Annotated in this window: 18 protein-coding genes and 1 tRNA gene; 8 read left to right on the top strand and 11 right to left on the bottom strand. The window is 33.1% G+C overall.

Going from position 1 to position 14,088, the window contains the following annotated elements:
• Positions 1 to 16: 16 nt before the first annotated feature.
• The 7 genes from BWZ20_RS04870 to BWZ20_RS04840 all read left to right on the top strand — a co-directional run bounded on the left by BWZ20_RS04870 (position 17) and on the right by BWZ20_RS04840 (position 5,397).
• A complete protein-coding gene (locus BWZ20_RS04870) occupies positions 17 to 943 on the top strand; it encodes a type IX secretion system membrane protein PorP/SprF (RefSeq protein ID WP_076617106.1) in 927 nt (308 codons plus the stop codon).
• A 10-nt stretch (positions 944 to 953) separates the two neighbouring features.
• A complete protein-coding gene (locus BWZ20_RS04865; RefSeq protein WP_076617104.1) occupies positions 954 to 2,933 on the top strand; it encodes an OmpA family protein in 1,980 nt (659 codons plus the stop codon).
• A gap of 103 nt (positions 2,934 to 3,036) precedes the next feature.
• On the top strand, positions 3,037 to 3,564 hold the full coding sequence (gene idi, locus BWZ20_RS04860; protein ID WP_076617101.1) for an isopentenyl-diphosphate Delta-isomerase: 528 nt from the start codon (positions 3,037 to 3,039) through the stop codon (positions 3,562 to 3,564).
• Complete coding sequence (locus BWZ20_RS04855; protein WP_076617098.1) at positions 3,561 to 3,971, top strand: 6-pyruvoyl trahydropterin synthase family protein; 411 nt, start codon at positions 3,561 to 3,563, stop codon at positions 3,969 to 3,971. Before idi ends, BWZ20_RS04855 begins: the two co-directional genes overlap by 4 nt.
• A gap of 3 nt (positions 3,972 to 3,974) precedes the next feature.
• A complete protein-coding gene (locus BWZ20_RS04850) occupies positions 3,975 to 4,946 on the top strand; it encodes a type I phosphomannose isomerase catalytic subunit (RefSeq protein ID WP_076617095.1) in 972 nt (323 codons plus the stop codon).
• Positions 4,947 to 5,005: 59 nt separating this feature from the next.
• On the top strand, positions 5,006 to 5,275 hold the full coding sequence (locus BWZ20_RS04845) for a hypothetical protein (protein WP_076617092.1): 270 nt from the start codon (positions 5,006 to 5,008) through the stop codon (positions 5,273 to 5,275).
• Between the two features lie 48 nt (positions 5,276 to 5,323).
• A tRNA-Thr gene (locus tag BWZ20_RS04840) sits at positions 5,324 to 5,397 on the top strand.
• A gap of 409 nt (positions 5,398 to 5,806) precedes the next feature.
• Here BWZ20_RS04840 and BWZ20_RS04835 read toward each other — a convergent pair.
• From BWZ20_RS04835 to BWZ20_RS04790, 10 genes are all read right to left on the bottom strand, one after another.
• Complete coding sequence (locus tag BWZ20_RS04835) at positions 5,807 to 6,517, bottom strand: DUF4369 domain-containing protein (RefSeq protein WP_076617090.1); 711 nt, start codon at positions 6,515 to 6,517, stop codon at positions 5,807 to 5,809.
• Positions 6,518 to 6,568: 51 nt separating this feature from the next.
• Positions 6,569 to 7,879 carry a DUF819 domain-containing protein gene (locus BWZ20_RS04830; protein WP_076617087.1) on the bottom strand — a complete coding sequence of 437 codons (1,311 nt, stop codon included), beginning with the start codon at positions 7,877 to 7,879 and terminating at the stop codon, positions 6,569 to 6,571.
• Between the two features lie 66 nt (positions 7,880 to 7,945).
• The gene (locus BWZ20_RS04825; RefSeq protein WP_076617084.1) at positions 7,946 to 8,125 is read right to left on the bottom strand and encodes an Arc family DNA binding domain-containing protein; all 180 of its coding nucleotides are present in this window, start codon (positions 8,123 to 8,125) and stop codon (positions 7,946 to 7,948) included.
• Positions 8,118 to 8,627, bottom strand: coding sequence for a hypothetical protein (locus tag BWZ20_RS15390; RefSeq protein WP_198034972.1), 510 nt, complete (start codon positions 8,625 to 8,627; stop codon positions 8,118 to 8,120). The genes BWZ20_RS04825 and BWZ20_RS15390 overlap by 8 nt, the downstream gene beginning before the upstream one ends.
• On the bottom strand, positions 8,627 to 8,794 hold the full coding sequence (locus BWZ20_RS04815; RefSeq protein ID WP_076617080.1) for a DUF4177 domain-containing protein: 168 nt from the start codon (positions 8,792 to 8,794) through the stop codon (positions 8,627 to 8,629). Before BWZ20_RS04815 ends, BWZ20_RS15390 begins: the two co-directional genes overlap by 1 nt.
• Positions 8,791 to 8,970: a hypothetical protein gene (locus BWZ20_RS04810; protein WP_076617077.1), complete on the bottom strand. Its 180-nt coding sequence runs from the start codon at positions 8,968 to 8,970 to the stop codon at positions 8,791 to 8,793. Before BWZ20_RS04810 ends, BWZ20_RS04815 begins: the two co-directional genes overlap by 4 nt.
• Before the next feature lie 2 nt (positions 8,971 to 8,972).
• The gene (locus BWZ20_RS04805; protein ID WP_076617074.1) at positions 8,973 to 9,833 is read right to left on the bottom strand and encodes an SPFH domain-containing protein; all 861 of its coding nucleotides are present in this window, start codon (positions 9,831 to 9,833) and stop codon (positions 8,973 to 8,975) included.
• A 331-nt stretch (positions 9,834 to 10,164) separates the two neighbouring features.
• Complete coding sequence (locus BWZ20_RS04800) at positions 10,165 to 10,935, bottom strand: hypothetical protein (protein ID WP_076617071.1); 771 nt, start codon at positions 10,933 to 10,935, stop codon at positions 10,165 to 10,167.
• Between the two features lie 110 nt (positions 10,936 to 11,045).
• Positions 11,046 to 11,969: an alpha/beta hydrolase family protein gene (locus BWZ20_RS04795; protein WP_076617068.1), complete on the bottom strand. Its 924-nt coding sequence runs from the start codon at positions 11,967 to 11,969 to the stop codon at positions 11,046 to 11,048.
• A 376-nt stretch (positions 11,970 to 12,345) separates the two neighbouring features.
• Positions 12,346 to 12,951 (bottom strand): alpha-ketoglutarate-dependent dioxygenase AlkB family protein, encoded by a 606-nt coding sequence (locus BWZ20_RS04790; protein ID WP_076617065.1) that lies wholly within the window; start codon positions 12,949 to 12,951, stop codon positions 12,346 to 12,348.
• 32 nt (positions 12,952 to 12,983) lie between these two features.
• Here BWZ20_RS04790 and BWZ20_RS04785 point away from each other — a divergent pair, with 32 nt between their 5' ends.
• Entirely contained in the window at positions 12,984 to 13,664 is a 681-nt protein-coding gene (locus BWZ20_RS04785; protein WP_083677152.1) for a M15 family metallopeptidase, read from the top strand.
• On the opposite strand, the gene BWZ20_RS04780 is transcribed toward BWZ20_RS04785, so the two are convergent.
• On the bottom strand, positions 13,665 to 14,087 hold the full coding sequence (locus BWZ20_RS04780; RefSeq protein WP_076617062.1) for a hypothetical protein: 423 nt from the start codon (positions 14,085 to 14,087) through the stop codon (positions 13,665 to 13,667).
• Position 14,088: the final 1 nt, after the last annotated feature.

Below are 14,088 nucleotides of genomic sequence, written 5' to 3'. Positions count from 1 at the left end.
GAAAAAAGACAGAAAGATGATACGTATATTATCAAAAGCAAGTTTAATTTTAATGGTGTTTACTGCACTATTAGCAACGGATTTAAATGCCCAGCAAGATCCTCAATACACGCATTATATGTATAATACATTAAGTGTAAATCCAGCTTATGCCGGACAACGAGAAACACTGAGTGTTGTAGGTTTGCATAGATCACAATGGGTTGGTATTGATGGTGCACCACAAACACAATCCTTGGGTATTCACTCACCTTTGCGCAACGAGCGTATAGGTTTGGGTCTAAATATTGTAAGTGATGCATTAGGGCCTGCGAGAGAAAATTTTATTGATGCTAATTTTTCATATACTATTCCTTTAAATGCCAATGATTTAAAATTATCATTTGGTGTAAAAGGTGGATTGCATATGTTAGACTTAGATTGGAGTAAAGGTCGTTTCCAAGATCCAGATAATGTGTTTAACGAAAATGTAAATTTAATATCACCAACTGTTGGAGCAGGATTATACATGCACACCAGAAAATGGTATTTAGGTTTAGCTGTGCCAAACTTTTTAGAAACGGAACACTATGACGATTTTCAAGAATCTAGAGCTACAGAGCGCATGCACTTCTACGCTATAGGTGGTTATGTATTTAACCTTAGTGAAACTTTAGAGTTAAAACCTGCATTTTTGGTAAAAGGAGTTTCTGGTGCACCCTTAATTGCTGATGTGTCCGCCAATTTCTGGTATAAAAAGAATTTAACAGCTGGTTTGGCATGGCGATGGGATGATTCTGTGAGTGCTCTTGTAGGTTTTCAAGCAACGCCAGGAATGTTTATTGGTTACGGTTATGATTTAACAACAACAGGTTTAAATAACTATAATGGTGGAACTCACGAAATAACTTTAAGATTTGAAGTGAAGCGATTAGGTAGAATTTTATCACCACGTTTCTTCTAAAAATAAGACTATGAGAACAATTTCAAGATATATAAGTTTAGTTTGTGCAGGTATATTTGCTGTATCTGCCTATACTCAAAACGGCAAAATAAAAAGTGTTGAAGACGACTACAGAGACTTTGCTTACGTAAAAACAAGTGAAGTCCTTTTAGAAGTCGCCAATAAAGGTTATAAGTCTGCAGACCTATTTCAGAAGTTGGCAAATTCATATTATTTTAGAAATGATATGGCAAATGCAGCCAAGTGGTATGGCGAGCTATTTACAATGAACGAAGTTATTGATCCCGAATATTATTTTAGGTATGCCTTAGCACTCAAAGGCATTGAAAACTATGAAGAGTCTGATAAGTGGATGAAGAAGTTCAATGAGCTTAAGCCAGACGATATGAGAGGTAGAGCATTTCTTTCTAGAGTAGATTATAGAACTAATATTCAGGAACAAAGTCGTGATGATATTGAGGTTCAGAATTTAGAAATAAATACAGAACTTTCAGATTTTGGTACTACAGAATACGAAAATGGAATTGTGTTTGCTTCAGCCAGAGGAGGAGGTCGTAAATACCGTTGGAATGAAGAGCCATATTTAGATTTATATGTAGCAGAAAAAACTGAAAATGGTTTTGGAGAAGTAAAAGAAGTTGAAGGAAAAGTAAATACAAAATATCACGAATCTAGTGCTGTGTTTTCACCAAATGGTAAATACATGTTTTTTACCAGAAATAACTTCTATAGATTAAAGTATAAAGAAGATGGTACAGGGATTAATAGATTACAATTATACAGAGCTACATTAAGTGAGGACGGTACTTGGGATGAGATTCACAAAGTTCATTTTAATAGCGAAGATTACAGTGTTGCGCACCCTACATTAAATTTAACAGGTACACGCCTATATTTTGCTTCAGATATGCCAGGTACATACGGTCAGTCCGATATTTTTGTGGTAGATGTCAACGATGATGGTACGCTCGGAAAACCAGAAAATCTTGGCCCTTCTGTAAATACCGAAGGACAAGAATCTTTTCCATTTATGGATACCAGTGGTAATTTATTCTTTTCTTCAACAGGTTTCCCAGGATTAGGTGGCTTAGATGTTTATAAATCCGAAGAATTAGACCAAAAAGTAGCAGCAGGTTCTAATAGAAATTTTCCTATTGAAAATATTGGAATGCCTGTAAATAGTTCTGCAGACGATTTTGGATATTACCAAAACCTAGTAACAAAACGTGTATATTTTAGTTCTAATAGAGAAGGAGGTAAAGGCAGTGATGATATCTACACGTTTGAAGTACCAGAATGTGAGCAGTTAGTTTTTGGAACAGTTCAAGACAAAAAAACTGACGAGCTTATACCAAATGCAACAGTTATTCTATTTGATGGTGAAGGAAAAGAAATAGAGCGCAAAACTGTTGGCGAAGATGCAGTTTTTGAATTTGAGCTAGATTGTGAAATGGAATATCTAATTAGAGGTGAAAAAGACACTTATATTTCTGATGAAAAACGTTTTACTACACCTAAGAAAAAGCAAGAATTGCAGTTGCAATTGCTTTTAGAAAAGGATGTACAAGAAATCAACCCTTGCGATGATTTAGCGAAGATTTTAGACATTCCTATCATTTATTTTGATTTTGATAAGTCTAATATTAGATACGATGCCGAGATTGAGCTACAAAAAGTGTTGGCTGTACTGAATAAATATCCAACAATGCATATAGATATTCGTTCGCATACAGACTGTAGAGGACTAGCAGACTATAATGAGAGATTATCTGATAGAAGAGCTAAATCTACGCGTCAATACTTAATAGATAACGGTATTGCAGCAGAGCGATTAACAGCTAAAGGCTACGGAGAGTCACAGTTAGTTAACGATTGTGGCTGTGAACCAACAAATGAGTCTAGCTGTTCTGAAGAAGAGCATCAACTTAATAGACGTAGTGAGTTTATCATTACAAGTATAAATGGTAAATCTTGTGACGATAAGGAATAAGATTATAGATGTAGAATAAAAAAATAGCCGTTTAAGCCTTTAAACGGCTATTTTTTATGAATTCCTTTAGCATTTTTTATACTATAGATATTAATTTTGCTTTATGATAGAAGAACAGGTCATCCTCGTAGATGAAAACGACAATAAAATAGGCTTAATGCCAAAAATGGAAGCCCACGAAAAAGCGTTGCTTCATCGTGCATTTTCAGTATTTGTATTCAATGATAAAAACGAGCTAATGCTTCAACAACGCGCATTACATAAGTATCATTCACCAGGATTATGGACAAACACCTGCTGTAGCCACCAACGCAACGGAGAATCTAATCTCGATGCAGGAAAAAGAAGACTACAAGAAGAAATGGGCTTTGTAACCGAATTAAAGGAAACCACTTCGTTTATTTATAAAGCTCCCTTTGATAACGGATTAACCGAGCACGAGTACGACCATATAATGGTAGGAAAGTATAATGATAAACCTAATATAAATCCCAAAGAAGTTGCCGATTGGAAATGGATGCCTTTAGAAGACGTAAAGGCTGATGTATCCTTACATCCAGAACATTATACAGCTTGGTTTAAAATCATTTTTGAAAAATTCTATAAACATATAAACGTTAATAAGTCATGAAGGTAACTGTACACAGAAAAGCACATTTTAATGCCGCACATAGACTTTACAGAAAAGACTGGAGCTTTGAAAAAAACGATGAAGTTTTCGGACTGTGCAATAATCCTAACTTTCATGGTCATAATTACGAACTTATTGCTAGTGTAACCGGAGAAATAGACCCAGAAACAGGTTACGTTATAGATGTAAAGATTTTAAAGGACATAATTAAGTCTGAGGTAGAAAATGCTTTTGACCATAAGAACCTTAATATTGAAGTTCCAGAATTTCAAGATTTAAACCCAACTGCAGAAAATATTGCTGTAGTTATATACAATAAAATAAAGGCAAAACTAGATGATAAGTTTCATTTAGAAATTACATTATACGAAACTCCACGTAATTTTGTAACCTATTCAGGCCAATAATTTATGAAACAACAATTATATCCTCTAAAATTTCGTCCAATACTAAAAGACAAAATTTGGGGAGGCACCAAATTAGCAACGCAATTCAACAAGGCCTCAAGCTCTAAAGAATTAGGTGAGAGTTGGGAAATCAGTACAGTACCTGGTGATATTTCAAAAGTTGTCAATGGAGATCTCAATTCTCAAAACCTTCAAGATATTTTAGAGCTGTATAAAGGAGAGTTAATAGGTGAGAAAAACTATGATAGATTTGGTCATGATTTTCCATTATTAATTAAGTTTATAGATGCCAAACAAGATTTAAGTATTCAGTTACATCCAGATGATGAATTAGCAAAAGCTAGACATAACTCATTCGGAAAAACCGAAATGTGGTATGTTATGCAGGCAGACAAGGATGCCAATTTAATAGTTGGCTTTAATCAAAAAATCGATAGGGAGACATATCTAAAGCATCTTAACAATAAAAGCCTTACCAGTATTCTAAACTTTGACAAAGTAAAAGAAGGCGACACCTATTTTATAGAAGCAGGTCGTGTGCACGCTATTGGCGCAGGCGTTTTACTAGCAGAAATTCAGCAAACGAGCGACGTTACTTATCGTGTATATGATTGGGATAGAAAAGATGCCCAAGGCAATGAACGTGAGTTACATAACGACATTGCAATAGATGCCTTTAAATTTGATTTAAAAGATGATTTTAAAGTTAAATACAAAAAGGAAAAAAACACAGCAAACAATATGGTAAGTTGTCCTTTTTTTACAACTAATTATTTAGAATTAGATAGTGAATTGGTTAAAGAAAACACACATGATTCATTTCTAATATACATGTGTGTAGATGGAGAAGTGGAAGTTGTAGCAGACAATACAAGAGAGGTAATCTCAAAAGGTGAAACTATTCTCATTCCAGCGGTAATTAAAGATTTTAAATTGTCTACCAACAGCGCAAAACTACTTGAAGTTTACGTTTAAATATTAATAAAGTATATCAAGTATTCCGTACATTTGTATCCAAATTAACATAGATTATTATGGCAAATAAAAGAGATTTAAAAAAAGATATTAATTACGTTTTTGGAGATATCATTGAGGCGGTTTATTATTGGGAATTAGAAAACACCGAGAAACCAACTAAGGAGAGTAATGCTATTATTGACGAGGCCATTGCGTCTTTTGATGAATTAATTGCTCGCGTAAACGATAGAAGTGTAGACGATGCAAAATCACATTTTAAAGCAATTAACAATGACCTTGAATCTAAAGGCAGAGCATTAATCGAAAGAATAAATAAATTAAAATAAAAGCACTTGCAAAATTGAATTTAAGGTTTAATTTTGCATCCGCTTTTTGCCGATATAGCTCAGCTGGCTAGAGCAGCTGATTTGTAATCAGCAGGTCGTGGGTTCGAGTCCCTCTATCGGCTCTCTAATTGAAACTCTAATTACAATTTACGTAGTTAGGGTTTTTTTTATTGACTTTAATTTAAAAGGACGAGAAGTTTATCCTGAGCGTAGCCGAAGGGAGTCCCTCTATCGGCTCTCTAATTGAAACTCTAATTACAATTTACGTAGTTAGGGTTTTTTTTATTGACTTTAATTTAAAAGGACGAGAAGTTTATCCTGAGCGTAGCCGAAGGGAGTCCCTCTATCGGCTCTCTAATTGAAACTCTAATTACAATTTACGTAGTTAGGGTTTTTTATTGACTTTAATTTAAAAGGACGAGAAGTTTATCCTGAGCGTAGCCGAAGGGAATCGTCTGTCTACTTTTAAATAAAAAAGCGCTAATTACAATCTGTAGTTAGAGCTTTATTTTTCAATAAATTAGTGTTCACTTATTGTTCAGAGTTTCTTTCAGCAATGAAATCTCCAAGTTTTTTGCCGTAAAATGAGTTTTTAACATTTTCAGTTAAACCATTATAGATAGAATCTACATAAATAGGATTAGCAGAAGGAACTTCATACAAAGCCAAATAAGGCGCTATAATATTGTCTCTATTATTTAAAGCAAACTGAATTGTATACGAGTACTTACGTTTGTATAATACTTCTGAGGCTTTATTTAATGAGTCTGCTGCTATACTGTCATTATTCTTTTGAGCTAAGAAATTAGCTTCTATAATATCTAAATTCTGATTATTAAATTTTGACATTACTTTGGTATATTCATTAAGCAAATCTTGTGGTTTAGAACCTTTTATTTCAGCATCAAAATTAAAGTTCTTAAGTGTAGTTTTTATTTCAGTAACGCCCTCATCAGCAAAAAACGGAATGTAATGTTCTTCTCCATCATTTTTAAAGAGCTTAAGGTATAAAAGCATTGGCTCTTCTAAATTTGTTTTTAACGTAAATTCTGGTTGACCAGAAATAACCATAGAATCTAAATGTACTATGGTAGAGTCAACTTCTTTTTGAAGATATACAACGCCTTTTTTTAGGTCCTTAATACTACCTTTTAAGGTGAAGTTAGTATCATTATCTTCTCCGCAAGACCATACCATTAATAGTAAAGCTAAAAGGCTCAGTGTTTTATAGAAATTTGTCATATATAGATAGAAATTTAGCAGCGCAAATATCTTATTTTGAAATTAAAAATACTAGCCACCAGCTGCTAATTGCATTAAAATTGTACAACCGATTGCCGCAATGGTTCCTACAGCATAACCAAAAACAGCAAGTAAAACACCTACCGTTGCCAAGGAAGGATGAAAAGCAGAAGCCACAATTGGAGCAGAAGCGGCACCACCAACATTAGCTTGGCTTCCTACAGCCAAGAAGAAGTATGGTGCTTTAATAAGCTTTGCCACAAGAATTAATAACAAGGCATGAATCGTCATCCAAACTACACCTATAGCAATCAGTCCTAGATTGTCAAATATTAGGGTTAGATCCATTTTCATTCCAATGGTAGCAACAAGGATATAGATAAATACACTACCAAATTTACTAGCACCTGCACCTTCATAATTTTTGGCTTTAGTAAAGGATAACAGAATTGCTATTATTGTTGATATACTAATCATCCAGAAGAATGAAGAATCGAGGAATGTAAATACGTTTCTGGTTGTTTCAGATCGAATATTATTTACTACATCTTTAAAAAATGGCGCCAAATATCCTGCGCATAAGTGCGCAATACTAACGGTTCCAAAAGCGATAGCAACAATAATCATAAGATCTGTAAGTGATGGATTTCTTTTTACTTTCTCTGAAAACTGAGTCACTTTTTCTTTTAAACTTTCAATTGAAGATGTATCGGCTTTTAACCACTTGTTAATACCGTTGCGTTTGCCAATGCCAAATAGAATGATGGCCATCCAGATGTTTGCAACAACGATATCCACGAAAACCATACCTCCATATAGTTTTTGGTTATAACCATAAATTTCTAGCATGGCTGTTTGGTTAGCACCTCCACCAATCCAGCTTCCAGCAAGTGTAGATAACCCTCTCCAAACAGCATCAGGACCGACACCACCAACAGTTTCTGGAGAAACTAGCGAGATTAATAAGATTGCTATAGGACCACCAATTACAATACCAATTGTACCAGTAAAAAACATGGCAAGAGCCTTCCAGCCCAAATTAAAAACAGCTTTTAAGTCAATGCTAAGTGTCATTAAAACTAAAGCTGCAGGTAATAAATAACGACTGGCGACGTAATATAGATTAGAGCTATGTTCTGTTTCTGCACCATTTTCAGAAATTGTTGTCCATTCAGGTGCAATAAGTCCTGTTGTTGTTAAAACAGCCGGTAACATATATGCCATAAATAAGCCTGGCACTATTTTGTAGAATTTTGCCCAAAAACCAGTTTTAATAGATTCTGTAATAAAGACTAAACCTAAGGCGAGCATTAGGAGACCAAATACAATTGTATCGTTAGTAAAAATAGGAGAGTTGTCCATAGTTAGGATTATTAGTTATGCGCAAAATACCAAAATAAAGGGCAATAAAAAAGTGACTGTTTCCAATCACTTTTCTTCATCTGGTTTATCTTTCTTTTTGGGTTGTCTGTTGTGTTCTTTTAGATGTTGCATTAGCATCCATTCTATTTGTCCGTTGGTACTACGAAACTCATCTGCTGCCCATTTTTCAATGGCTTTTAGCATATCTTCATTTATTCGTAATGCAAAGGCTTTTTTCTTAGACATTAGTATTTAATTTTGTTTTGTACGCTTCTAAAACACGCATGGCTTCTTCTTTTTTTTGAGTGCCAATTAATAATTTTTTACCATTTTTTAGTTGGAGTTGGATACCTATATCTCCTGATACATTGATAGCTCTTCCTTTAGATTTATTCCAAAGCGCACCACCTTTTAGTCCCCAACCACCAAACTCTGTAATAGCATCGTAATTTCTAACGTAGGCTTTATTGATCTCTTGCCATTCTATTAGCTTGGATTTAAATTGAAACGGGAAGAATTTATAGTAAATTCCTTTTTCATCAATTCTGGTAGATAATTTAAAGAAGAAAATTAATCCCGTTGCAATTAAAACAATAGATAGCGTGCCAATAAATTCTGCTGTAGATAATGAATCAGAATTTTCTAGATACCTATTGGTAATTATGACTAAAGGGATTATTGCGCTGAGTACTAAAAGCACAATAATCCATGTTTGGTTAAAACGTTGTTCTTCTTTAAAAATTCGCATTATCTATTTTTATCACGTTCAAAAACTATAAACGATATCATATGTTGGTTTGGTGTTATTTCGGCCAATCGCCAACCTTCTTTTGCATACTTGTTTAGAATGTCTTCCAATCTGTCAGTATGATTTTTCCAGCCTAGTTTTGGCTTTATAACTTTGTATTCTTTCATTTTTCTTTATCTGCTTTGAATATAACCAATGCTAATACTACACCTACTATAAGGCCTATTACAGAACCGTAGACAGTGCCCATAGCTACGGTACCAGTAACAGCTCCGATAGACGTTCCTATACTTGTTCCGAAAGCGCTACCTAAAGCAATGCTATATGTTTGATTTTTGTTCACGACTAATGACTTAATGTTCCGGTATTAACTACTGGTGCAGCTTCTTTATCTCCACAAAGAACAACCATAAGATTACTTACCATTGCTGCTTTACGTTCCTCGTCTAGTTCAACAACTTGGTTTTTATTGAGTTCTTCTAAAGCCATTTCTACCATGCTTACAGCACCTTCAACAATTTTATGTCTCGCAGCAACAATAGCAGTAGCTTGCTGACGCTTTAGCATAGCATTTGCGATTTCTTGAGCATAAGCTAAGTAACCAATTCGTGCTTCTAAAACTTCAATTCCGGCAATAGATAAGCGCTCGTCAATTTCTTTTTCTAAGGCCTCGCTAACTTCGTTTACACTAGAGCGAAGTGTAATGTCTTCATCATGCCCTTCGTCCGCAAAATTATCGTAAGGATACATACTTGCCAATTTACGCACTGCAGCATCGGTTTGCACACGCACAAAGTTTTCGTAGTTGTCTACATCAAAAGCAGCTTTGTAGGTGTCTTGCACACGCCATACCAAAATGGTACTTATCATCACGGGATTACCAAGTTTGTCATTTACTTTAAGACGCTCACTATCAAAGTTACTTGCTCTAAGTGAGATTTTCTTTTTAGTGAAAAATGGATTTACCCAGTAAAAACCATTCTTTTTAATAGTACCTACATACTTACCAAACAAGAGCAGTACTCTAGATCCGTTTGGTTGTACCATTACAAACCCAAAAGCCATAACAAGAGATAAAACTATAGTAATAATTGGCCATGGTGTTTTTAAAGTAATTATAGTTGCAATACTGCCAAAGAATACAACTAAAAATACAAACAGCATAAAGTAGCCATTTGCTGGGATGATGATTTTTTCTTCTTTCATGATAAAAAATTTAATTGGTTAATCATTTAAAGTTCAATATGATATTAAAATGATATCATAAAGATATACAATGTTAGTATGTTAAACCAAATATTTGTTACAATTTTTATGAAAAAAATTAAAAATTTGAGTTTGGCACGCAGTTTGTTATATATTAAGTGTAATGGATAAAGCGAGAGTTACAAGCGTAACAACACTACAAAATCGCGACATTACATTTTGGTTGGTTAGTTAGTAAAAAAGCATCTCAAATTTGAGATGCTTTTTTAATTTTAATTATTTACAAACTCTATTTTACAGATTTTTGAATATTGGAAAAGGTTCTTAAAAGTTAATCCATCACGTACCAAGTATATTTTCGATTATATTTAAAACTTGAAATTTTAAGAATTCCTTCACGCATAGCAATATAAATATCGTTATCAATAACAACAGCAGAAGAAGGAAATAGTAATGCCCAATTAAAGGGAGCTCTCAAAATTAAATTTAGCTTATCATATTTATTGAAACTTAAAATATGTTCAGATGATATAATTAAGATATTATCTTTTTCCTTTAATATAAAACGAGGAGCATCAGGCAAATCAAATGTTTTTGAAATTTCCCATTTTTCATTTTTTGTTATTTCTAACAAACTTCCGTTATTGATTGTGATATGCGATAAACCTTCTAAAACATAAATTTTGTTATTAAACTCAAATATCTCATGAATTCTCTTATATGGAATTATTTCATATGATGTTTTACAGTCTAATGATAAAAACCAAAGCCCACCTCCAAATTCACCTTTATTTATCCCTATCAAGTACCCATCATTTACTTTTTTTACTGCTCTTATAGCATATTGGTTGTTCAGTTTTTCAGCAACTTTAAATTCAGAAAAAGGTAAAGAATCTCCTTTACGATAATTGAAGTCATTCTCTTTAATTACAATAGAATCATTAATTTTGGTGATAATCCAATTAAACTTGGAATGGTTAGATTTCCAAACATTTTCTTGGGTTGGAATTGAGTCTGCTTTAAAGTCATTAAGGCTATAATCCTGTGCAGTAATAATGATTGGAAAAAGTAGTAGTGCTATATTGAAAATTATATTTCTCAAATCATTACAAATTAAATTATATATCAAAATATATAAATTGATGAAGGGTTGGTAATTCGAATTAGTTTATACTGTATACTGTTTAGTAATTTGTATTTTTCGAGAAGTAATCAATTTATAAACTCTACAATACTATCAACAAGTTCAGTTGAAATTTCTCTGAAAGCTTCATTGTAAGATTTTGAATTTTCTAAATCATCACCTTTAATTTCCAAGAAGACATGATTCATGTTTTCAATAATCTGTAATTGAGCTTTTTCGTTTGCTTCTTTAAGTAGTTTTGCCTCATCTTCTGATACTTGAAGATCTTTAGTACCATTAACAATAAGTACAGGAATCTTCAATTCGTTAATAACTTCGGTAGGATTGTATTGCATCCAATTCATCATAAAAGGTTGAATATCTACATTGAAAACAGAAACTAATGCCTGAGGATAATCAGTTGTAGTTTCACCTTTTTTTAGTTTATCCACCACTTTTTGCGCTTCTTCACCAAGTTTGGGTGCCATGTTTGTAACCTGATCTACGATAACATCACCAATGTTTTGGCCTGCACCAGCTAATGATATAAAACCGTCTACATTTTCCTTTGAAGCTAGCATGCCAACTAGACTTCCTTGACTATGACCAATAACATAGATTTTTGAGTATGTTTCTTTCTCCTTAAAATAATTGATGACATCTTTTGCATCATTAACAAAATCATCAAACATCATATCTTTATCTACATTACCTTGCCTTATTTGCTTAACCACGCGCTTGTCGTATCTAAAAGAGGCTATACCGCTGTTAGTTAAATTCTCAGCAAGTTTTTTTAACGAATTATTTTTTAAAAAGTTCTGATTTCCGTTTCTGTCTGTTGGACCAGAACCCGCTATAATAATAGCTAAAGCTGATTTTTGATCATCGTTAGGGATTAGTAAAGTCCCATCAATAAATTTAGAAATTGAAACTTCTTCTTCTGTAAATGTTTTTTCTTGACTAAAAGAAACGGAAAAAATCAATATTAAAACTAATGCTATATAATGCTTCATTGTTAACAAGGTTTTGTGTTGTAAAGTTAACGGATAATGTTTTTAATAATTTAGTTTTTCAATTTTTTTGCAATCATTTTATGATCATTTTCTATACAATTTTATTTTAAACGCGCATGCATTTTATCGACGAAAGGCATGTTTTTGTCTTTAAATGTTAAAATTAAATGCATTTCATCGATTAATTATGTTTTTTAGCGGTAAAACTAAAACCTAATTATATATTTGAAGTGTACTAAAATTTAGTTTTTAGTTCAATGGATTAATTAATTAATATTTGCATTATGTTATGTTGACTTAGAGACCCTAAATCTACTTACATAATAAAAAAAGCAAATTAGAAAAACCGGGTTTGAGGGAACCCGGTTTTTTGTTTTTACACTTGTACAAGTCTTCTAAATGTTAAGTTTATTCTCGGTTGTATATGTCGTTTAGTTTTGGCAATTTGATGCAACCAATAATGTTGCATTTCGCCTTTCATTAGTAGTAAACTGCCGTGTTCTAATATTATTTTGTGACGTTCGTCTTTGATGGTTCTATGTTTAAAATGAAATGGTCGTTCTTCACCAAAACTAACTGACGCGATAATTGGATTTTTTCCTAATTCTTTTTCGTTATCTGCATGCCAACCGTTACTATCACTGCCATCGCGATACAAATTGATTAACAATGTATTGAATGTTTCATCTGAGAATTTTTCAACTTTAGATTTAATATTCAATAAGTCTTTCGTAAACGCTTCAGGATGCATTGTGATGTTAGAGTAACTGTAGGTTTGGTTTGTTTCTCCAAAAAGTGCTGTTAACCTAGGCTGTTTATACGTTTTTCCAAAAACCGTAATATCATCATGTTGCCAGTTCGTTTCGTCTTTTATAATTCTATAATAGTTGTCGGATTCCTGAGAATTGAAAAACTCAGGTACATAGATAAGCTCGGCATTTGGTAAAATAAAATGTTGTTTCTCTTCCGAAAACAAGTTCATAGCATAATTTTTCTCTAAATTAGTGCATCGTCATGAAAAATAAAATTCTCATATCAATAATTGCTTTAGGTCTTTTGTGCTTTGGTTTTTACCAGAAAAAAGAGTTGCCTGAAGGATTTGTGTACGTTAAGTCGGTAATACCAGATCTCGATGTAGCGTTAAAATATTATACCACAAACAATTTTGTTGGTGATACCATTGATGGTTACAAATCTAATCGTTTAATTTTAACTCTAGCAGCAGCAGAAAAGCTGAAGTTAGTGCAAGAAGAACTGCAAGAGCAAAATTTATGTTTGTTGGTTCATGATGGTTACAGACCACAGCGTGCTGTAAACCATTTTGTGCGTTGGGCAAAAGTATTGAATGACACAGTGAATAAGTCTGTTTTTTATCCTGATGTAAAAAAGCGGAATTTATTTAAGGCTGGTTACATAGCCTCAAAATCTGGACATAGTAGAGGAAGCACAGTTGATCTTACGATTATAGATGGCAATACTGGTAAACCCTTAGATATGGGAAGTCCTTTTGACTTTTTTGGTGAACAATCTTGGGTAGACTATCCTAATATTACAGAGCAACAAAAAGAGAATCGTCAGATATTGCAACGCATCATGTTAAAACACAATTTTAGAAATTACCCAAAAGAATGGTGGCATTTTACCTTGCGTTGGGAACCTTACCCGAAAACTTATTTTGATTTTGAGGTTGAGTAACTAAATTTTGTATTTGTTTAAAAAATCCATTTGATTAAGAGTTTGGGCTATATATGTCTGGTCACTATAAAATTCAAAGTTCAGAGTATTATCGGTTGATAGATGTTTTTGGAAATTCCCAAAAATATGAATGCCGCCATTCCTTAGAAAGATAAGATTTAAATTTAAATTGGAATCGCGATGGAAGAAAACTACTTTTCCCTTTATTAACTCGTAGCATTTTATAAGACTACTTCTAAATTCTAATAGATTTTCTGTGGTGGCATAGAAAAATGAGTTTAGTGAAATATCTTCGACTTTTATTTCAATATTTAATTTACAATAAAAGCCACCATCGAAGTGAGTCTTATTAGGAAAACCAATAACTTCAAAAACCTCTACTTTTAGATGGGCTCCAAATCCTTTAATTTCAAAATTGTCCATT

It is taken from the genome of Winogradskyella sp. J14-2, assembly GCF_001971725.1.
Taxonomy (GTDB): domain Bacteria; phylum Bacteroidota; class Bacteroidia; order Flavobacteriales; family Flavobacteriaceae; genus Winogradskyella.
The sequence above is the reverse complement of the archived record's forward strand: the minus strand, read 5'-3'. Positions and strand labels throughout refer to the sequence as shown.

Bases quoted from the DNA above. Each gene is read 5' to 3' on its own strand.
- BWZ20_RS04830 (WP_076617087.1), bottom strand. From the start codon at position 7,879: ATGGACAACTCTCCTATTTTTACTAACGATACAATTGTATTTGGTCTC.
- BWZ20_RS04790 (WP_076617065.1), bottom strand. From the start codon at position 12,951: ATGAACTTGTTTTCGGAAGAGAAACAACATTTTATTTTACCAAATGCC.
- BWZ20_RS15390 (WP_198034972.1), bottom strand. From the start codon at position 8,627: ATGCGAATTTTTAAAGAAGAACAACGTTTTAACCAAACATGGATTATT.
- BWZ20_RS04850 (WP_076617095.1), top strand. From the start codon at position 3,975: ATGAAACAACAATTATATCCTCTAAAATTTCGTCCAATACTAAAAGAC.
- BWZ20_RS04825 (WP_076617084.1), bottom strand. From the start codon at position 8,125: ATGTCTAAGAAAAAAGCCTTTGCATTACGAATAAATGAAGATATGCTA.
- BWZ20_RS04865 (WP_076617104.1), top strand. From the start codon at position 954: ATGAGAACAATTTCAAGATATATAAGTTTAGTTTGTGCAGGTATATTT.
- BWZ20_RS04780 (WP_076617062.1), bottom strand. From the start codon at position 14,087: ATGGACAATTTTGAAATTAAAGGATTTGGAGCCCATCTAAAAGTAGAG.
- BWZ20_RS04785 (WP_083677152.1), top strand. From the start codon at position 12,984: ATGAAAAATAAAATTCTCATATCAATAATTGCTTTAGGTCTTTTGTGC.
- BWZ20_RS04855 (WP_076617098.1), top strand. From the start codon at position 3,561: ATGAAGGTAACTGTACACAGAAAAGCACATTTTAATGCCGCACATAGA.
- BWZ20_RS04835 (WP_076617090.1), bottom strand. From the start codon at position 6,517: ATGACAAATTTCTATAAAACACTGAGCCTTTTAGCTTTACTATTAATG.
- BWZ20_RS04815 (WP_076617080.1), bottom strand. From the start codon at position 8,794: ATGAAAGAATACAAAGTTATAAAGCCAAAACTAGGCTGGAAAAATCAT.
- BWZ20_RS04870 (WP_076617106.1), top strand. From the start codon at position 17: ATGATACGTATATTATCAAAAGCAAGTTTAATTTTAATGGTGTTTACT.
- idi (WP_076617101.1), top strand. From the start codon at position 3,037: ATGATAGAAGAACAGGTCATCCTCGTAGATGAAAACGACAATAAAATA.
- BWZ20_RS04845 (WP_076617092.1), top strand. From the start codon at position 5,006: ATGGCAAATAAAAGAGATTTAAAAAAAGATATTAATTACGTTTTTGGA.
- BWZ20_RS04805 (WP_076617074.1), bottom strand. From the start codon at position 9,833: ATGAAAGAAGAAAAAATCATCATCCCAGCAAATGGCTACTTTATGCTG.
- BWZ20_RS04795 (WP_076617068.1), bottom strand. From the start codon at position 11,969: ATGAAGCATTATATAGCATTAGTTTTAATATTGATTTTTTCCGTTTCT.